Below are 19,552 nucleotides of genomic sequence, written 5' to 3'. Positions count from 1 at the left end.
CACCAACAAAATGCATGAGATATTCATAAAGTCAATACAGAACATTTGTACTTGTGCACAAGTTAACCACAAATTGTGGATAACCTAAGTATATCTTTTGTTTTATTTGTGGATAAGTTTTGCGATGAATGGCTTATTTTTACTTTTTACCTGTGGATAAGTAGGATAACTCTGTGGATGACTGTAAAATAAGTCTTTTTATTGTGAATAAAAGTGTGATTAATATTCGATATAAAAAATCACTAAGGTGTAAAACTTACCTTAGTGATTTATGATTAATTGAGCTTACTTTCTATTTCTTCCCATTTTTCCATGTTTTCTTCGAGCAAACGTTCTGTTTCTATTCTTAGATTATTAATTTCATTACTCTTTTCAATATCATTAAATATTTCTGGCAATGTAAGTTGGTGCTCATAGTTTGTAATTTGTTCTTCATATGTAGAAATATTATTTTCAATTTCTTCTAATTGTCGCTCAAGTTTACGTTTTTCTTTTTTATGTTGTTTTTGATTTGTATAAAAATTATCATCTTTAGTTGTTTGAGTAGAGGAACTATCATTTTGTTCATAACTATTGATTGCATCACGTTGTTCTAGTTTTTCTAAATAATATTGATAATCTCCTTGGAAAAGCTCATTACCTTCATAAGTGATATGGAATACTTTATTAGCAAGTTCATTAATAAAATATCGATCATGTGATACAAAAAGTAGTGTGCCTTCATAGTTTTGTAGAGCTTGTTCTAACATTTCTTTAGAATCAATATCTAAATGGTTGGTAGGTTCATCAAGAATAAGAACGTTATTTTTTTCTAGCATTAACAATGCTAGTTGAAGACGTGCTTTTTCTCCACCTGATAAGTCATTAATTACTTTTTTGACTTCATCCTGGGTAAATAAGAATCTGCCTAAAATGGTTCTAATGTCTTTCTCTAGCATATGTGAGTATTGATTCCATACATAATCTAATATTGTCATATTGGATTTAAATTCTGCTTGTTTTTGGTCATAATAACCAATCTGAATATTAGATCCGAATAAGACATCTCCAGCTAATGCAGGAAGCTTTTGTGCGATTGTCTTAATCAAAGTAGATTTACCTATTCCGTTTGGACCGATTATAGCGATGCGATCATGACGTTTTACTTCTAAATTAATTGGTGAAGTTATGCTTTCAGAGTAACCAATTTCTAAATTATTAATTTTTAAAACATCTTCACCAGTAGCTCGGTTTATTTCGAAATTAATTTGTGCACTTTTTGCATCTAGTCTTGGCTTATCGATTCTTTCCATTCTTTCTAAGACTTTACGTCTACTTTTCGCCATACCACTTGTAGATGCGCGTGTTATATTTTTTTCAACAAATGTTTCTAATTTTTTAATTTCACTTTGTTGTCTTTCGTATTCAGCCATTACTTTTTCGTAATGTGCGTCACGTTCTTTTAAAAACTTACTATAGTTACCTACGTATTTTTTTACAGAACCTAAAGCAACATCGTAAACTTGGTTAACTATTTTATCTAAAAAGTATCTATCGTGACTGATTATAACGATAGCGCCCTTGAAATGTGTTAAGTAGTTCTCAAGCCATTCTGTTGTATCCATATCTAAATGGTTAGTAGGTTCATCTAGTAATAACAAGTCTGGTTCACTTAATAACATCTGAGCCATCGATAATCTAGTCTTTTGACCACCACTGAATGATTGAATTTGTCTATCAAAGTCAGACTCTATAAAATTCAAACCCGTTAAAACAGTTTTGATTTTACTTTCATATTGATAGCCATCCAATGATTCGTATTGATTTGATAGTGTTTCATATTGAGATAACTTTTCTTGATAAGTATCGCTATCATAGTCATCTGCATGTTTGCTTAACCAGTCTGTTAAAGATTTCATCTTTTCTTCAATTACTATTACATGTTCAAATGGTTTTTTCATTTCATTCATAACAGTATCATTTGAATCTAATGTCATTTGTTGTGTTAAATATCCCATAGAAACTTGTTTACCTTTAGACATGTTTCCTGAATCATAACTTTCGACGCCGGCAATAATTTTCATGAGCGTTGTTTTACCTGCACCATTTCTTCCAACTATTGCAATTCTTTCACCTGTTTTAACTTCAAAATCAGCATCTGAAAAAATAACATCGCCATCAAAAGATTTTTCTAAATTATTTATTTGTAAAAGTATCATGTTTACACCTCTCTATTAGTTATTATTCTACATGAAAATGAACGATAATTGTATGTAAATGACATACAATATTTATATAGTTATTTTATGTGAAGTTTGTTATAATAAACCCATTAGATGTGAACGCAATCACATTATTTTATAGTGGAAAAGGTGAGGATTTTGGCAAAGAATGATGTGAAGATCCCTAAAGCAACTTTAAAACGTTTGCCTCTTTATTATAGATTTGTTAGTACACTTCATAATTCAGGCGTAGATCGCGTATCTTCAAAAGAATTAAGTGAAGGTCTTAAAATTGATTCAGCTACAATTCGCCGAGATTTTTCATATTTTGGTGAATTAGGAAAAAAGGGTTACGGATACAATATTAGTTATTTATTAAAATTTTTTAGAACAACCCTTGAACAAGATGATATGACTAAAGTCGCAATCGTTGGTGTTGGTAATTTAGGTACTGCACTTGTGAATTATAATTTTACTGTTAATGATAGAATGCAAATTGTCGCAGCTTTCGATCAATCTGAAAGTATATCTGGAAGTATGGTAGGTAAATTGACAGTTGATAGTATGGATGATTTTGAAAAAGTAGTTGAAGAAGTAGGTATACAAGTTGTAATATTGACAGTACCACAACAAGCAGCACAAAGAGTTGCTGATCGTATAACATCTGCTGGAATTACTGGTATTTTGAATTTTACACCTCAAAGAATAAATGTACCTGAGAAAGTGCAGGTTCATCATATAGATTTAGGAATTGAATTGCAATCTTTAATCTTCTTTATGAAGAATCAATAGGAGGGTATCAAATGGAAGCTTTAACGTTTATTAATACAGTCGGTATTTCAGGACCAGTTAGTTTATTATTTATAGGGGTAGTAGCATTAATTATATTTGGGCCAAAGAAATTACCACAGTTTGGTAGAGCGATGGGATCAACTTTGAAAGAATTTAAAGATGCTACAGATGGCATGACAAACTTTGATGAAAAGAAAAGTAATCCTGAAGATAGCAAAGATAAAGAAGTTAAATAGAATTTTATTTAACAGATGTTCCCTTGAATGTGGCGGGTTTCCTGCCACATCTTTTTTTAGATTGGAGGTAAGATGGTGGATAAAGACAATTTAACATTTGTCGAACACTTAGAAGAATTACGTGGTCGTATTATGATTATTGCATATTTTCTAATAGGTGGGCTCATTATTGGATTTTTCATTGCTAAACCAGTGATTTACTATATTACGAATGATGATTTTACCCAAACATTAGAATTGAATGCGTTTAGGATAACAGATCCACTCACAATATACATAGCAATGATTATCATTATTGCATTTATTATTGTATCACCAGTTATATTATATGAAATATGGGCATTTATATCTCCGGGATTACATCCAAAAGAACAAAAAGTTACACTAAGTTATATTCCATTTAGTTTGTTCTTGTTTGTAGGAGGTTTGTTATTTTCATACTTTATCATATTCCCATATTTAATAGCATTTACGATGGGACTAGCAGATGACATGGGTATAAAGCAAACCATTGGTATTAAAGAATATTTTAGTGAATTATTCAAATTTACGATACCTTTTGGTTTCGTATTTCAATTGCCAATTTTATTATTATTCTTAACAAGATTAGGGATTGTAACACCGATGTTCTTAAAGAAAAACAGAAAATATGCATACTTCATATTACTTGTCGTAGCAGCATTAATAGCGCCACCTGATTTTATGACACATATGTTATTTACAATTCCGATGATACTTTTATATGAGATTAGTATCATAATTTCTAAAATAGGTTATAAAAAATATTTAAAAGCAGAACGAAAGTTAATGGAAGAAGAACTAGGGATGGATGAAGATGAAACGAAACAACCGTAAAAATTACGGTTGTTTTTTCTTTTTTTGAATTATCAAACTTTTGTAATGAAATGGTAACTTGAAAAAATGTGGAATATCATATATTATTATTCCTATCAAAGTAATAGGAATAAGGAGATGTAAACGTGATTTGGATGGTTATTAGTGGACTTATCGTCGGTATATTACTCGGCTTTGTTATGCAAAGAACACGTTTTTGTTTAACAGGTGGATTTAGAGATATGTATGTACAAAAAAATAATAAAATGTTTTATGCTTTATTAATAGCTATTTCTATTCAAAGTATTGGGTTATTTACTTTAGTAGGATTAGGCGTCTTTAAAATAGAAGCGGAAACATTTCCATTAGTAGGTACGATACTTGGATCATTTGTATTCGGTATTGGTATTATACTAGCTGGTGGTTGTGCAACTGGTACTTGGTACAGAGCAGGTGAAGGATTAATAGGAAGCTGGATTGCATTAGTATTGTACGGTGTGACGGCCGCAATTATGAAATCTGGTCCTTTAAATCCTTTACAAGAAAATATAAATTCATATAGTGTAATGAATTCAAATATGTCTGAAACGCTTAATATACCTGTTTGGTTATTAATTATAGTGTTAGTAATGGTAACAGCATATTTTGTTACAAAAACTTTGAAAAAACCAAAAGTTGCTATACCTCAATTAAAACCAAAATATACGGGAATACGTCATATGTTATTTGAAAAAAGATACCATCCTTTTGTTGCGGCAGTAGCAGTAGGAGTTATTGCTTTAATTGCTTGGCCAATGAGTGCTTCAACTGGTAGAGTTGGAGGACTTGGTATTACAACTCCTTCAGCCAATATCGTTCAGTATTTAGTGACTGGAGATGCTTCATTAATAAACTGGGGTGTATTTTTAGTATTAGGTATTTTTGTAGGTTCATATATTGCAGCTAAAGGCTCAAGAGAATTTAAATGGAGAATGCCAGATACTAAGACAATTAGAAATAGTGTGATTGGTGGCGCTTGTATGGGTGTAGGTGCATCATTAGCAGGCGGTTGTTCAATCGGTAATGGACTAGTATCTACAGCAGCTATGAGTTGGCAAGGTTGGGTTGCCTTACCTTCAATGATTTTTGGTGCTTGGTTTATGAGTTACTTCATTTTTGTTAAACCTAGAAAAGCTAGACAAGCTAAAACACAAGTGAGTACACAAAGTATTTAATAAAAGGAGCGTGTAATGATGGTACATGAATTAGGTACTGTTGGAATGGTATGTCCATTTCCATTAATAGAAGCACAAAATAAAATGGATGAAATACAAGTTGGAGAGCAACTAAAAATAGATTTCGATTGTACACAAGCAACAGAAGCACTTCCAAATTGGGCAGCGGATAATGGATATCCTGTTACTAATTATGAACAATTAGGCGATGCTTCATGGACTATTACAGTCGAAAAACAATAATATAAGTATTCAAACTGTCGACAAAACTTAACTTTGTTGGCAGTTTTTTTATTTGAAAGAAATGTGATTTGAGAACAATCATTTTGAAACGAAGGATAAATTAGCTTATAAAATATGATAAAATAAGTATATTATGCAGCCGGTTAAAATGAGAAGTAAGGAGAATGATAATGGTAAATTGGACACGTGAAGAACAATACAAAAAACTATCAGACATATCTGAAGTTGAATATAATAAACTGCTAGAACAAGTTAACCAATCAAAATGGCGTCAAATCTTTCACATACAACCAAAGTCAGGATTATTAAACGATCCTAATGGAGTTATTTATCATAATGGTACATACCATATATTTCATCAGTGGTTTCCATTAGGAGCTGTACATGGATTGAAGTATTGGTATCACTATACAAGTAAAGACTTAACGAGTTTTAAAGACGAAGGAGTTGCTTTATCACCAGATACAGAATTCGATAGTCATGGGGTTTATTCTGGAAGTGCATTTGATTATGAAGGCAAATTACATTTAATGTACACAGGTAACGTTAGAGATAATGAATGGAATAGAAAATCAACACAAATGATTGCAGTTCAACAAGAAGATGGATCATTTAAGAAATTTGATAAACCTGTGATTCATGATGTTCCAAAAGGCTATACTGAACACTTTAGAGACCCTAAAGTATGGAAAGAAAAAGATAAGTACTATGCTATTTTTGGAATACAAAGAGAAAATGAAACGGGTACTGCAGTTATTTATGAGTCTGTTAATATTAAAGATTGGACTTTAAAAGGTGAAATACATACTAAATTACAAAATTTCGGTTATATGTGGGAATGCCCAGACTTGTTCAAACTGGATGAGAAAGATGTATTTATCTTTTCTCCACAAGGTATTGAACCTCAAAATAATCAATTTGAAAACATATATCAATCTGGCTATCTAATTGGTGATTTTAATATCGATACTTTAGAATTTGAGCATCATAATTTTATTGAACTAGATCAAGGCTTTGATTTTTATGCACCACAAACATTTTTAGACAAGAATGGTAAAAGAATATTAATAGGTTGGATGGGACTTCCTGAAATTGATTATGCAACTGATGAAGAAGGTTGGGCGCACTGTTTAACAATTCCAAGAGAGTTAACAATCGAAAATAATAAACTAGTTCAAAGACCGATTAAAGCTCTAGAAAAATTAAGAACAAATAAAGAAACAGCAGAAGGTTATGCAAACAAACACTCTGTGAAATTACATCCATACGAAGGTAAACAATATGAGTTGATTATAGATATTATTGAAAATGAAGCGACAGAAATATATTTTGATGTAAGAGTTTCAAAAAAATGTTCTACTCAAATAATTTATAATACAAGAACAAAGCAGCTGACATTAGACCGTTTTGAAAGTGGTGTTGTGAGTGAAGCGGTTGATAAAGCAACGCGTACAACAACTTTAAATAAGGATTTAGAACAGTTAAGAATTTATAGCGATACTTCAAGTTTAGAAATTTTCGTAAATGATGGAGAATGCGTATTTACAACTAGAATTTTTCCAGATGAAAATGCAGTAAACTTTAGAACTTCAACAGAATCAGGGCAAGTCTATTTGAAATTTACAAAATATAACTTGCAACTAAATAATTAAAACATTAAAGGTCTCCCTATTCGAAATTCAATTTTTGGATAGGGAGAATTATTATGTACAACTTATCTTAACCTCTAATTATTAGAAATATGAATAAGTTATTACAAAATATTAATTCTGTGTAACATATGGGGTTAAAGCATAGAAAACAAGATATTTATGATTTATACTTATAATATTGAAAACGTATAGGAGGGGGATAACATTTATGAAGGTACTTAAAAATTCAATTATATCAACTTTATTATTATCTTCGATGGTTATAGGTGTAGCACACGGGAATGATACACTCGCTATTGAACCTTCACAATCAAATGTGAAAGACACTTCTCCTAATACAGCTGAAGAACAAACTAAACAAAAAACAGAGAAGAAAAAAGATTCAAGTACAGAAGAACCAAGTACAAGTGAAAAACCAAGTACGGAAGAGCCAAGTACAGAAGAACCGAGTACAGAAGAACCAAACAAAGAACCGAATACAAGTGAAAAACCAAGTACGGAAGAGCCAAGTACAGAAGAACCAAGTTCAGAAGAGCCAAATTCAGGTGAGGGAAAACCATCAACTGAAGAACCAAGCACAGAAGAACCTAATACAGGTGAAAAACCAAGTACAGAAGAACCGAGTACGGAAGAGCCAAATTCAGGTGGAGGAAAACCTTCAACAGAAGAACCGAGCACAGAAGAACCTAATACAGGTGAAAAGCCAAGTACAGAGGAACCGAGTACGGAAGAACCAAATGGTGGAAATAGCAATAATCAAACACCACCGCCTAATAATTCAGGTGAAGGAAAACCATCAACTGAAGAACCAAAATCAAATGACTCAAATAATAACAACTATAATAGCCAATATATAGATCAATATATACCTACTATGCCATCTTATCCTGATAATTATGAGCAACAATATTCTGAAGGAGAAGATCCAAAGTTCATTCCAGGTAACTCTGAAGAATATTATAGTAAATTGGATGAAGATGTTTTAGATTTGGTTACGAGTAAAGTTGGAAGTAGACCTGATTTAGCTCATCCTAAATTTAAAAAAACTTCTAATACAACAGCAACAACATCCACAAATGAAGATAATGATACAAAAACAGAATCCACTTCAACGACTACTGAAAGTTTTGATACAGCTTCAGAAAAAAAAGATGTTTCAAAGCCACTAATTATTGGTATTTCGTTAGCGATAGTAGTAATTTTAGGGTCTGTAATTGTATTCTTCTTGAGAAAAGTAACTAAATCTTAATAAATTAGATATGAAAAAATAAGGCTGAGACAAGTTAATTGTCTCAGCCTTTCATTTGTCAGAGCTCTTCGATTAACTACCGACTTAATCTACAACTTATCCAAACTTAGTAAAGTTGTCTTTAGAATTGGGACTGATCAATATTTTGAATTGTTTTATAAATGTGTTCTACAATTGATTTTACAGTGCCTTTTTCAAATGGTGATTGTAAACCAACTGATTCAATAATATCCACAAATGATTGAGATCCGCCGATTTGACATATTTTTAAATAGTCAGCCCATGCTTGTTCTTTATCATTTTCTTGTTTGATATAAAATTGCATTGCACAAATTGTGGCTAATGTATAATCGATATAATAAAAAGGTGAAGCAAATATATGTCCTTGTCTATGCCAAAAAGCACCATTTTCTAAGTGGTGTATGCCATCATAATCTATAGTTGGTAAGTATTTCTTCTCTGTGTCAGACCAAATTTTTCTTCGTTCTTCAACAGAAATTCCTGGATTTTCATACACTTTATGTTGAAACTCATCTATCGCTACGCCATACGGTAAAAATTTAATATTATCTTCTAAATGTGATAACTTAAATTTTTCTGTGTCTTCTTTGAAAAATAATTTCATCCATGGATAAGTTAAATATTCCATACTCATAGAGTGTATTTCACATGCTTCAGAAGTTGGAAAGTAATATTCAGGTACGGAATATTTCAGACTTTCAAAAACTTGAAAAGCGTGACCAGCCTCATGAGTCATAACTTCGATGTCACCTTGAGTACCATTAAAGTTGGCGAAGATAAATGGTGATTTGAAATCATTAATAATTGTGCAATAACCACCACTTTCTTTTCCTTTCTTAGCTTCTAAATCAAACAATTCTTTATCTATCATAAAATCTATGAATTTTGCTGTTTCATTAGAGCGTTCATAATACATTGTTCTAGCATTTTCTACAATTTCATCTGTTGTTATTTGTGGTTTAGGTGATCCCGATTTAAACGTGAAATTTTGGTCATATACTTTTAATTGGTTAACATCTATCCGTTTAGCATGTTGTGCTTTAATAGTTTCAGCTATAGGAACGATAAATTCTTTTACTTGATCTCTAAAAACTTTAACATCTTGATCACTATATCCAATCCTTTGCATGCGATCATAACCAAGTTGAACAAAATTGTCATATCCTAATTTTATAGCTATTTCATGTCTAACTTGAACAAGTTCATCATAAATTCGATCAAAATCTTCTAAATGAGCCTTGAAAAATTTTTCTTTCGTTATGTATGCCTCTCTACGTATATTTCTATCTTTATTTATTAAATATTTGCTAAACTGTGATAAATTTAATTGCTCTCCTTTATATTCAATTTCTGCTGAGGCAACTAATTTATCATATTTACTTACTAACTTATTTTCTTTTACGAGTAATTCATTGATTGAAGGGTGATAAGTGTTTAAAGCAACTTCAGCTAAAGAAAATAATTGTTGACCAAAATGTTTAATTAGCTCGTCTTTAAATTTAGAATTAAGCAATGATTCATAAAATAGGTTATCTAAATTTTGTATTTTAGGCATATTTTCATCAAAAAAGTCTCTTTCCTTACTATAAAAATCATCGTGACTGTCGATAGATGCTCTAATGTAAGCAATGTTGAAGTATGTATCTGTATGATTTCTTATTTTGTTTATTTTATTTATAGTTTCTATAGCTTCAGCAATTGTTTCAGCGTGATTTAATATTTTTAAAAGTGATTTCGTTTTTTGTTCTTTTTCTTCAATGTTTATTTGTTCATATTGATATTCTTTAAATGTAAGTGTCATAATTTTCCCTCCATATTAAAAGTATTATAACATTATCAATATAATAATTACTTGAAAATTGCGAAAACTGTAATGTGGGCATATAATATTATTTGAAAAGAGGTGTATTGATATGACTAAAAATAATGAACAATTATCTTTAGAAGTAGCAGCTTTAACTAGGGAAACTAAAGAACTTGGAATTCCTATTATGATTGTATTTGAGGGTGTTCCAGCTTCAGGGAAGACAAGACTATCTAACGAACTTTTATTAACACTTGATGCAAAATACACGCGTTTTATACCTACAAAGTCTCCTACAGAAGATGACCTTAGGTACCAATTTTTGCAGAAATATTGGAACAGTTTACCTGCTAGAGGAGATATTAACATTTATTTTAGAAGTTGGTATGCATATTTTATTGAATACCAAGAAAATAAAATCAAGAATTCCATTTATAATAAATATCATGTATTAAAAAGACAAATACAGAATTTTGAATCGATGATTAAAGATGATGGGTATGAAATAATTAAGTTTTATATTGAGATTAGTGATAAAAAAAGAAAAGCGCATTTAAAAGAAATGAAGGAAAATCCACTTACAAATTGGAAAGCACAAGAATATGAAAGTGCTATAGCTGATGATGTTTACCATAAAGAGATGCATAAAATTTTAAAAGATGCACCTAAAGATGAATGGAAAATTATTGATTATACAGAAAAAGATGAAGCTATTAAATCAATGAATCAACATATTATAACGCGTTTAAAAAGTGCCATTCAACTACATAAAGATACTAAGAAAGTAAGTGATGGCGATTTTAGTGATAATTTCAAATCTGAATTACTCAATCAATCTATTGAAAAGATAAACAATAAAACATACAAATCATTAATAGGTGAACTACAAAGCAGGTTAAAAGAGCTGCAATTTGCTTTGTATGAAAGAAAAATACCTTTAATATTGGTGTATGAAGGAATGGATGCTGCCGGTAAAGGTGGAAATATAAAAAGAGTAAGAGAAAAATTAGACCCAACTGGTTATGAGGTCAATGCAATTAGTGCGCCTACAGATGTTGAACTTACTCATCATTATTTATGGCGATTTGCAAAAGATATGCCAAGAAGTGGGCATGTTGAAATATTTGATAGAAGTTGGTATGGCAGAGTCTTAGTTGAAAGAGTCGAAGGATTTGCAACTAAAGATGAATGGTCACGTGCGTATCAAGAAATTAATCAATTTGAGAAAATGTGGACCGATGAAGGTGCAATTGTATTAAAATTCTTTTTAACTTTAGATAAGGATGAACAGCTAAAAAGATTTAAAGAAAGAGAAGAAACCCCTGAAAAACAATGGAAAATCACCGATGAAGATTGGCGTAATCGAGAGAAATGGGATTTATATATTGAAGCTAGTCACGATATGATAGAAAAAACAAATACTGATTACGCACCATGGCACATTGTACCAGCTGATAATAAAAAATCAGCAAGAATTGAAGTGTTAAAGTATATCATTAAAAAATGTGAAGAAGCTTTATGGGGCGTTAAACAATATTAAAAAATAAAAGCCAAGGATAAAATATCCGAGGCTTTTTATTTTTATGAATACATATTAATAAATGTTTGATAAATAAGGTTAGATACTTGTGATTGTTTTTCTATTTGGTCATTAAGTTGATCTTTAAAAACAATTTGACCTAAAACTACGATACCATTCATTCCCATATGGGCAACGATTGGTACGATGATTCTTTTAGTTAAAACATATAGCCCACTAAAAACAGTTCCCATTACTACATAGATTAAAGTATGTTCGGGGTCTGAATGTGCTAGAGAAAAGACAAACGAACTGACTAAAACTGCGATTATAAAACTTAACCATTTAGGTGCTTTAATCATATTATATATTTCACCAAAAATTAATTTTCGGAATATCAGTTCTTCAAGTATAGGACCAGCTAATACGATATAAATAATCAATATATGTGATTGTTGTGCAATCTTCATAAGATTTTGCGTGTTACCGCTCTCCATAGGTTGATTAAGAATATAAGTATTGATTAAAGCTGCGATTATTTGTCCGAACATTGCAAGAAATATTCCCGCTATGCACCAAAAAATAACATATACCCATGGTTCTTTTGTTTGTTTCTCAAGACGAGTTGGATTTTTAATATTTGAGTTCATAAACCATAATAGTAACACTGCAATGATAGCTGAAGCAGACATCCAAGTTAAACTAATCTCTAATCTTGTGATTTTAGATAGTCCTGAATCCGCGTATAAGCTATTTGGTATAATTGCTATCGTTTGTACAACGGCAAATAATAGTAATGTAGCAATGTTGACAGTTAGTCGATTAAATTGCATATTTCAATTCCTCCAAAAATAAACATGTACATATTGTACCTTATTTAGTACGAAAAGAGAAAAAATTAAGTTATATTGCTTGTAATTTTGACCAAATTTGATTATTATAAAAATGTAGTTAGCACTTAAGTATTAAGAGTGCTAATATTAATAGCGCCAAGGAGGATTTTATAAATGTTAAAACCATTGGGAGATAGAATTATTATCGAGAAAACAGAAACAGAACAAACTACAGCTAGCGGAATTGTATTAACAGATTCAGCTAAAGAACAGTCTAACGAAGGTAAAGTTGTAGCTGTTGGACCAGGTAAGCGTTTAGAAGATGGCACAAGACTTACTGTAGATGTTGCTGTAGGAGATCAAGTTGTTTATCAACAATATGCAGGAACAGAAGTTAAACGTGATAAAGAGACATATATTATCCTTTCAGAAGAGGATATTTTAGCAGTTATAGAATAATTAATTTAGATTTGTTGAAGATATATTATGGAGGTATTATAAATGGCTAAAGAATTAAAATTTTCAGAAGATGCACGTCGTTCAATGCTCGCTGGTGTAGATAAATTAGCTAATGCAGTTAAAGTTACATTAGGACCAAAAGGACGTAATGTCGTTTTAGATAAAAAATTCACTTCACCATTAATTACTAATGATGGTGTAACAATTGCAAAAGAAATTGAATTAGAAGATGCATACGAAAATATGGGAGCTAAGTTAGTAGCTGAAGTTGCTAACCAAACAAATGATGTTGCTGGTGACGGTACGACTACAGCGACAGTGTTAGCTCAAGCTATGATTCAAGAAGGTTTGAAAAACGTAACAAGTGGTGCTAATCCTGTTGGTATTCGTGAAGGTATCGATAAAGCTGTTAAAGTAGCATTAGAAGAGTTACACAGAATTTCACAACCAGTTGAGAAGAAAGAAGAAATTGCTCAAGTTGGTTCTATCTCAGCAGCTGATGAAGAAATAGGTAAATTTATTTCAGAAGCTATGGAGAAAGTCGGTAATGACGGTGTAATTACAATTGAAGAATCAAAAGGATTCAGTACTGAATTAGAAGTCGTAGAAGGTATGCAATTTGATAGAGGATATACTTCTCCATATATGGTTACAGATTCTGATAAAATGACAGCTGAATTAGAAAATCCTTACATTTTAATTACAGATAAAAAAATCTCATCATTCCAAGATATATTACCTATTTTAGAAAAAATATTACAAACAAACAGACCGATTTTAATCGTTGCTGATGATGTAGATGGTGACGCATTAACTAACTTAGTATTAAATAGATTACGTGGAACATTTACTGCTGTTGCTGTTAAAGCACCAGGATTTGGTGATCGTCGTAAAGCAATGTTAGATGATTTAGCTATTTTAACTGGTGGACAAGTAATTACTGATGATTTAGGTTTAGACTTAAAAGAAACATCATTAGATATGCTTGGAGAAGCAGGTAAAGTTCAAGTAACTAAAGATGATACAACAATAGTTGAAGGTCAAGGAGATTCTGTTAATATAGATGCTCGTGTTGGTCAAATTAAAGCACAAATCGAAGAAACTACTTCAGATTTCGACCGTACAAAATTACAAGAACGCTTAGCTAAATTGGCAGGCGGTGTTGCAGTTATAAAAGTAGGTGCAGCAACTGAAACTGAATTAAAAGAACGTAAATTAAGAATTGAAGATGCATTAAACTCTACACGTGCTGCAGTTGAAGAAGGTATTGTAGCAGGTGGTGGTACTGCACTTGTTTCAATATATAATAAAGTAGCAGAAGTAGATGCTAAAGGCGACGTTCAAACAGGTGTGAATATTGTATTGAAAGCTTTAGAAGCACCATTACGTCAAATCGTTGAAAATGCTGGATTAGAAGGTTCAATTATAGTTGAAAAACTTAAAAATGCAGATGAAGGTATTGGTTTCAATGCAGCGACAGACGAATGGGTAAACATGTTAGATGCAGGTATTGTAGATCCAACAAAAGTTACACGCTCAGCATTACAAAATGCAGCATCAGTAGCAGCAATGTTCTTAACTACTGAAGCGGTAGTAGCAGATATACCAGAAGACGAACCAGCTGCACCAGATATGGGCGGCATGGGCGGTATGCCAGGCATGATGTAAAATAGCCCTCAAACGTTGATTTGAAGGCATTTAGCAAATGTTAATGACATAATTTTTATTGACGTTTTCCATTAGGTTACTAAACCTTTGGGAAGCGTCTTTTTTGTATTGTCTCAAGAATGTGATAGGTTATTGAAGTGTTTTTTCTTTAGTAGCGTTATAATCTCATTAAGAAACAAAAAAGGCTATACGTCTAATAAGGAGTTGTCCAATTATGACAGAGGTTGTAGCAAAATTAGAAAATGCTACTAAGTACTATGATAAAGTAGCAGTTTTAAATAATATAAATATAGAACTCAATTCTGGTACGATATTAGGATTAATTGGTCCTAGTGGATCAGGGAAAACAACTACCATTAAATGTTTGATGGGTATGGAAAGTTTAGAATCAGGTCATGCTACAGTATTTAACAAAGATATACCAAATAGAAAAGTGCTTAACCGTATAGGTTATATGGGCCAAAGTGATGCATTATATGAAAATTTATCTGCTCGAGAAAATTTAGTATTCTTTGGTAATCTAATGGGGTTAAAAGGAAAAAAATTAGAACAAGAAATGGTAACAAATATGAAGTTAGTAAACTTGGAGCAAGAAATGGATAAAATTGTTTCTACTTTTTCTGGAGGTATGAAAAGAAGGCTTTCTTTAGCTATTACACTTATTTCAAACCCAGACCTTATAATTTTAGATGAACCAACTGTAGGTATTGATCCTAGTTTAAGAAGGGATATTTGGAAGCAGTTGAACAGTTTAACTAATAAAGGTAAATCAGTGATTGTGACAACGCATGTTATGAGTGAAGCGGAAAGATGTGATTATATTGGTTTAATAATTGAGGGTAAACTTTTTGAAATAGGTACACCACAAGCATTGAAAGATAAATTTAATGTTAACACTATTGAAGAGGTGTTTTTACAAGCTGAAGAAGGTGATCATTATGAGGTTTAAAGCTATTTTTATAAGAGTTGTCAAAGAGCTCATTAGAGATAAAAGAACACTTGCTTTAATGCTTTTGGCACCAATATTAGTATTAACACTTATGTATTTCATATTTAATACAAATTCAGAAACTAATTTAACAATAGGTATAAATGAGAATGTTCCGAGTACAATTACAAAGGAAATACCAAAAGATAAAGTAGATATTAAAAGTTATGAGAATACACATTCGATTAGAAAAACGATAGAAAAATCAGAATTAGATGCATATATAGAAAAAAGAGGTTCGGATTTGTATGTCACATATACAAATGAAGATCCAAGTAAGTCTAGTGCGACTAAGCAAATAATAAGTAGCGTATTACAAAAAAATAAAATGCAAGATGTGGTTAATGTTATTGAGAAACTGCCTAATAATCTGAAACAAAGTAACTCAAAAGCTTCTGAAGAATTGAAATTAGACAATCATTATTTATATGGAGATTCAGATAGTACTTATTTCGATAAAATGTTTCCTATACTAATTGGATTCTTTGTATTCTTCTTTGTATTTTTAATATCTGGTATTGCTTTATTAAGAGAGAGAACAAATGGTACTTTAGAACGTTTGCTTGCAACATCAGTTAAAAGAAGTGAAATAGTATTTGGATACTTAGCAGGATATGGCTTATTTGCTATTTTTCAAACAATCATTATCGTTTTTTATGCAATTTACTTATTGAAAATAGATTTAGCTGGGAGTATTTGGTTGGTAATATTAATTAATATTTTAACTGCTCTTTCAGCTTTAGCAATGGGAATATTTGTTTCTACATTTGCAAATTCTGAATTCCAAATGATTCAATTTATTCCTATAGTAGTGATACCACAAGTATTCTTCTCTGGTATTATTCCGTTAGAAAATGTTGCAAGTTGGATTAGCGTAATTGGTTATTTATTCCCATTAAGATATGCCGGTGATGCTTTGACGAATATAATGATTAAAGGACAAGGATTTGAATACATTTGGTTTGATATGTGTATATTACTTGTATTTATAATAGGATTTACAATTTTGAATATAGTGGGATTGAAGAGATATAGAAAAGTATAAACATAATTAAAAATACGGTCATATTTTAGTTGGAGAGTGAATAAAAGGCTTGAATTTATCAAGACGAGGCAAACATGATAAATAGAGCGGCTGAATATTGCAAGACGAGGTCAACATGATAAATAGAGCGGTTGAATTTATCAAGACGGGGCAAACATGATAAATAGAACGCCTGAATATTGCAAGACTTGGCCAACATGATAAATAGAACGCCTGAATATTGCAAGACTTGGCCAACATGATAAATAGAGCGTTTGAATATTGCAAGACAGAGCAAACATGATAAATAGAGCGGTTGAATTTATCAAGACGAGGCAAACATGATAAATAGAGTGCCTGAATTTATCAAGACAGAGCAAACATGATAAAATAGACATAATTTGTAATAAAGGGGAATAGCTATGATTAGAGCTGCTCAGAAGAAAGATGCTAAACAGTTAAGTGAGTTAATGTATATTATATGGAATGATATGGAACTGCCTTTAGTTGTTAATAATGACAAAGATACAGTGTTGAAAGTCATTGAACAAAGTATAGTTGAAGGAAATTACAGAAATAACTATAAACATATCCATGTATTCGAAGTTGATGATGAATTAGCTGGTTTTATAAATTGTTATGCTGGCGATGATGAAGCACAACTTGAAAACAATTGGTTAGAGATTGATTTTAACGAATCATTTAATTTAGAAAGTACACCTTTACCTGAACACGAAACAGACAATGGAGATTTTTATATAGAATCTGTTGCAGTATTTACGAAATATAGAGGAAAAGGGATTGCATCTAAACTAATAGAATTCACTTTTGAAAATGCTAAAAAATTAGGATTTAAACAAGTTTCATTAAATTGTGATTTTGATAATAAAGGTGCATTGAAATTGTATAATAAACTCGGCTTTGAACCTTTAACTGATAGAGTTCTAAGTGGACATGATTATAAATATATGGTGAAGAAAGTTTAATAGAGAAAAACTAACACTTGATTAGCGCTAATCAAGTGTTAGTTTTTTTCTATTTCTAGTAGTAATTCTTTTCTTTCTATACCACTAGAATATCCTCCTAATGAACCATCTGCTGCGATCACTCTATGACAAGGGACTATAATCGTAATGAAATTTTTGCCATTTGCATTTGCAACTGCACGAAAGGCAGTCGGTTTACCTATATTTTCTGCAAGTTGTTTATAAGAAATGGTTTCTCCATAAGGTATTTCACATAATGCAGTCCAAACTTTTTGTTGAAAAGGTGTGCCAAAATTAAACTTAATCGGCGTTGAAAATGAATCTAATTTACCATCGAAGTAGCTATTTAATTCTTGTTCAAGATTATCTAATACTTTATTACTTTGTAAAAGTACATCAGTCTTAAGTTGTTGTTTTACAAGTTGTAATTCTTCTTCAAGAGAAGGCTTATTAATAAAATGCAACATTAATAAATGCGTTTCATCAGCAATTGCTAACATTTCACCGGCTTTAGTATGAATAAACTTTTGATATAAAGTCATAATTATCACTCCTATTGAAATTTTAACATATTTAAACTGTATGTACTTATTTATCTTAAGTGGCTAATTACTAAGAAATATTGCTTATAATAAAGTATTCCCTTACAATAATGTTAATAAAGTTGAAAGGATGGTGTTTTATGATGGTATTAAATAACTTGTTTCAAGATAACTTAAGAATGGGTGGCCATGATTCCTAATATATAAATTATAAGGGGAATTAAATGAATTTATACCAACTAGGCATCAAAAAAGAACAGCTAGATTTTTTCGAAGAATACTTTACAAGTGACTTTCAACTTGGAAGAATATCATTTGTTGCTCAAAATCATTTTAGAATTTTAACAACAAAAGGTGAATGTAAAGCAGAAATTACACAAAAATTAGTTCAAAATAATTCTATTCCTGCAATAGGAGATTGGGTAATAGTTAACGAATTAGCTGATTTTCAATTAATTATTGATATATTACCGAGAATTAGTGAATTAAAACGTCAATCAAAAAAACATGAATCACTAAATCAATATATTGCGACAAATTTAGATGAAGTATTTGTCGTAATGGGTTTGGACAACGATTTCAATTTAAATCGGTTAGAAAGATATATTATTCAAATAAATGAGAGTAAAGCTAACCCAGTCATTATATTGAATAAAATGGATACAATAGAAAATTATAAAGATAAGGTAAAGCTTGTAGAAGATAGAGTGAAAGATATACCAATTATCGTAACAAGTGTAACTAAAGGTATCAATTTAGAACGAATAAAAAATAGATTTCATGAAGGTATGACAGCTACTTTAGTCGGTTCTTCTGGAGTGGGTAAGTCCAGTATTGCTAATTACTTGATAGGGAATGATACATTAAAAGTAAATTCAACGAGAGATGTAGACAGTAAAGGTCGTCATACAACTACTCATAGAGGATTATATTTCATTGAACCTAATGGGATTATAATAGATACGCCGGGTATGAGAAGTCTTTCGATATCAGCTGATAAAGAAGTTATTGAGAATAGTTTTGAAGATATTATGGATTTAGCAAAATATTGTAAATTCAAAGATTGTTCTCATGATAATGAACCAGGATGTAGAGTTCAAGAAGCTATAAAAAGTGGTGAATTAGATCGAAGTAGATACGACAATTATTTAAAGCTGCTCAGAGAAGAAGCGTTTAATGAATCTAAGGTATCAAAGAAAGCAGCTTCAGAGAAAAAACAAGAATGGAAAAGTATTACAAAATCTAATCGCAAACGAAATAAAGTGAAATATTAAAATAACAGGCTGA

The 19,552-nt window shown here is 31.0% G+C and carries 18 protein-coding genes; 14 read left to right on the top strand and 4 right to left on the bottom strand.

What is annotated here, in order from left to right; all coding sequences use genetic code 11:
* Nucleotides 1-275: 275 nt before the first annotated feature.
* A complete protein-coding gene (locus LQ608_RS09230; protein WP_107509494.1) occupies nt 276-2,198 on the bottom strand; it encodes an ABC-F family ATP-binding cassette domain-containing protein in 1,923 nt (640 codons plus the stop codon).
* Between the two features lie 162 nt (nt 2,199-2,360).
* On the opposite strand from LQ608_RS09230, the gene LQ608_RS09225 reads away from it, so the two are divergent.
* From LQ608_RS09225 to LQ608_RS12495, 7 genes are all read left to right on the top strand, one after another.
* A complete protein-coding gene (locus LQ608_RS09225) occupies nt 2,361-2,993 on the top strand; it encodes a redox-sensing transcriptional repressor Rex (RefSeq protein ID WP_078358294.1) in 633 nt (210 codons plus the stop codon).
* A gap of 11 nt (nt 2,994-3,004) precedes the next feature.
* Complete coding sequence (locus tag LQ608_RS09220) at nt 3,005-3,229, top strand: twin-arginine translocase TatA/TatE family subunit (protein ID WP_078358293.1); 225 nt, start codon at nt 3,005-3,007, stop codon at nt 3,227-3,229.
* 72 nt (nt 3,230-3,301) lie between these two features.
* Nucleotides 3,302-4,084, top strand: a complete 783-nt coding sequence (tatC, locus tag LQ608_RS09215) for a twin-arginine translocase subunit TatC (RefSeq protein ID WP_239751447.1) — start codon at nt 3,302-3,304, stop codon at nt 4,082-4,084.
* Between the two features lie 125 nt (nt 4,085-4,209).
* The gene (locus LQ608_RS09210; RefSeq protein ID WP_239751446.1) at nt 4,210-5,277 is read left to right on the top strand and encodes a YeeE/YedE thiosulfate transporter family protein; all 1,068 of its coding nucleotides are present in this window, start codon (nt 4,210-4,212) and stop codon (nt 5,275-5,277) included.
* Between the two features lie 18 nt (nt 5,278-5,295).
* Nucleotides 5,296-5,520 carry a sulfurtransferase TusA family protein gene (locus LQ608_RS09205; RefSeq protein WP_078358287.1) on the top strand — a complete coding sequence of 75 codons (225 nt, stop codon included), beginning with the start codon at nt 5,296-5,298 and terminating at the stop codon, nt 5,518-5,520.
* Between the two features lie 170 nt (nt 5,521-5,690).
* Complete coding sequence (locus tag LQ608_RS09200) at nt 5,691-7,172, top strand: sucrose-6-phosphate hydrolase (RefSeq protein ID WP_239751443.1); 1,482 nt, start codon at nt 5,691-5,693, stop codon at nt 7,170-7,172.
* A gap of 208 nt (nt 7,173-7,380) precedes the next feature.
* Nucleotides 7,381-8,421, top strand: a complete 1,041-nt coding sequence (locus tag LQ608_RS12495; RefSeq protein ID WP_275583069.1) for an SdrH family protein — start codon at nt 7,381-7,383, stop codon at nt 8,419-8,421.
* Between the two features lie 121 nt (nt 8,422-8,542).
* Here LQ608_RS12495 and LQ608_RS09185 read toward each other — a convergent pair whose 3' ends face one another.
* The gene (locus tag LQ608_RS09185; RefSeq protein WP_239751442.1) at nt 8,543-10,243 is read right to left on the bottom strand and encodes a M3 family oligoendopeptidase; all 1,701 of its coding nucleotides are present in this window, start codon (nt 10,241-10,243) and stop codon (nt 8,543-8,545) included.
* Between the two features lie 112 nt (nt 10,244-10,355).
* Between LQ608_RS09185 and LQ608_RS09180 the strand changes: the two genes are divergently transcribed.
* Entirely contained in the window at nt 10,356-11,786 is a 1,431-nt protein-coding gene (locus tag LQ608_RS09180; protein ID WP_239751439.1) for a phosphate--AMP phosphotransferase, read from the top strand.
* 41 nt (nt 11,787-11,827) lie between these two features.
* Here LQ608_RS09180 and mroQ read toward each other — a convergent pair whose 3' ends face one another.
* Nucleotides 11,828-12,598: an intramembrane glutamic endopeptidase MroQ gene (gene mroQ, locus LQ608_RS09175; RefSeq protein WP_239751437.1), complete on the bottom strand. Its 771-nt coding sequence runs from the start codon at nt 12,596-12,598 to the stop codon at nt 11,828-11,830.
* A gap of 174 nt (nt 12,599-12,772) precedes the next feature.
* Between mroQ and groES the strand changes: the two genes are divergently transcribed.
* The 5 genes from groES (at nt 12,773) to LQ608_RS09150 (ending at nt 17,723) form a co-directional block, all read left to right on the top strand.
* On the top strand, nt 12,773-13,057 hold the full coding sequence (gene groES / locus LQ608_RS09170; protein WP_078358274.1) for a co-chaperone GroES: 285 nt from the start codon (nt 12,773-12,775) through the stop codon (nt 13,055-13,057).
* A 42-nt stretch (nt 13,058-13,099) separates the two neighbouring features.
* Nucleotides 13,100-14,725 carry a chaperonin GroEL gene (gene groL, locus LQ608_RS09165; RefSeq protein WP_078358271.1) on the top strand — a complete coding sequence of 542 codons (1,626 nt, stop codon included), beginning with the start codon at nt 13,100-13,102 and terminating at the stop codon, nt 14,723-14,725.
* A gap of 214 nt (nt 14,726-14,939) precedes the next feature.
* A complete protein-coding gene (locus LQ608_RS09160) occupies nt 14,940-15,674 on the top strand; it encodes an ABC transporter ATP-binding protein (RefSeq protein WP_239751434.1) in 735 nt (244 codons plus the stop codon).
* Complete coding sequence (locus tag LQ608_RS09155) at nt 15,664-16,758, top strand: ABC transporter permease (protein ID WP_239751431.1); 1,095 nt, start codon at nt 15,664-15,666, stop codon at nt 16,756-16,758. Before LQ608_RS09160 ends, LQ608_RS09155 begins: the two co-directional genes overlap by 11 nt.
* Before the next feature lie 401 nt (nt 16,759-17,159).
* Nucleotides 17,160-17,723, top strand: coding sequence for a GNAT family N-acetyltransferase (locus LQ608_RS09150; protein WP_239751429.1), 564 nt, complete (start codon nt 17,160-17,162; stop codon nt 17,721-17,723).
* 38 nt (nt 17,724-17,761) lie between these two features.
* Here LQ608_RS09150 and LQ608_RS09145 read toward each other — a convergent pair whose 3' ends face one another.
* Complete coding sequence (locus LQ608_RS09145; RefSeq protein ID WP_239751426.1) at nt 17,762-18,265, bottom strand: methylated-DNA--[protein]-cysteine S-methyltransferase; 504 nt, start codon at nt 18,263-18,265, stop codon at nt 17,762-17,764.
* Nucleotides 18,266-18,489: 224 nt separating this feature from the next.
* On the opposite strand from LQ608_RS09145, the gene rsgA reads away from it, so the two are divergent.
* Entirely contained in the window at nt 18,490-19,539 is a 1,050-nt protein-coding gene (gene rsgA / locus LQ608_RS09140) for a ribosome small subunit-dependent GTPase A (RefSeq protein WP_239751424.1), read from the top strand.
* Nucleotides 19,540-19,552 lie beyond the last annotated feature (13 nt).

The organism is Mammaliicoccus sp. H-M34 (assembly GCF_022386495.1).
Taxonomy (GTDB): domain Bacteria; phylum Bacillota; class Bacilli; order Staphylococcales; family Staphylococcaceae; genus Mammaliicoccus; species Mammaliicoccus fleurettii.
The sequence above is the reverse complement of the archived record's forward strand: the minus strand, read 5'-3'. Positions and strand labels throughout refer to the sequence as shown.

Coding starts and splice junctions, on each gene's coding strand:
- LQ608_RS09230 (WP_107509494.1), bottom strand. CDS start 2,198: ATGATACTTTTACAAATAAATAATTTAGAAAAATCTTTTGATGGCGAT.
- LQ608_RS09220 (WP_078358293.1), top strand. CDS start 3,005: ATGGAAGCTTTAACGTTTATTAATACAGTCGGTATTTCAGGACCAGTT.
- tatC (WP_239751447.1), top strand. CDS start 3,302: ATGGTGGATAAAGACAATTTAACATTTGTCGAACACTTAGAAGAATTA.
- LQ608_RS09205 (WP_078358287.1), top strand. CDS start 5,296: ATGGTACATGAATTAGGTACTGTTGGAATGGTATGTCCATTTCCATTA.
- LQ608_RS09200 (WP_239751443.1), top strand. CDS start 5,691: ATGGTAAATTGGACACGTGAAGAACAATACAAAAAACTATCAGACATA.
- LQ608_RS12495 (WP_275583069.1), top strand. CDS start 7,381: ATGAAGGTACTTAAAAATTCAATTATATCAACTTTATTATTATCTTCG.
- LQ608_RS09185 (WP_239751442.1), bottom strand. CDS start 10,243: ATGACACTTACATTTAAAGAATATCAATATGAACAAATAAACATTGAA.
- LQ608_RS09180 (WP_239751439.1), top strand. CDS start 10,356: ATGACTAAAAATAATGAACAATTATCTTTAGAAGTAGCAGCTTTAACT.
- mroQ (WP_239751437.1), bottom strand. CDS start 12,598: ATGCAATTTAATCGACTAACTGTCAACATTGCTACATTACTATTATTT.
- groES (WP_078358274.1), top strand. CDS start 12,773: ATGTTAAAACCATTGGGAGATAGAATTATTATCGAGAAAACAGAAACA.
- groL (WP_078358271.1), top strand. CDS start 13,100: ATGGCTAAAGAATTAAAATTTTCAGAAGATGCACGTCGTTCAATGCTC.
- LQ608_RS09160 (WP_239751434.1), top strand. CDS start 14,940: ATGACAGAGGTTGTAGCAAAATTAGAAAATGCTACTAAGTACTATGAT.
- LQ608_RS09155 (WP_239751431.1), top strand. CDS start 15,664: ATGAGGTTTAAAGCTATTTTTATAAGAGTTGTCAAAGAGCTCATTAGA.
- LQ608_RS09150 (WP_239751429.1), top strand. CDS start 17,160: ATGATTAGAGCTGCTCAGAAGAAAGATGCTAAACAGTTAAGTGAGTTA.
- LQ608_RS09145 (WP_239751426.1), bottom strand. CDS start 18,265: ATGACTTTATATCAAAAGTTTATTCATACTAAAGCCGGTGAAATGTTA.
- rsgA (WP_239751424.1), top strand. CDS start 18,490: ATGAATTTATACCAACTAGGCATCAAAAAAGAACAGCTAGATTTTTTC.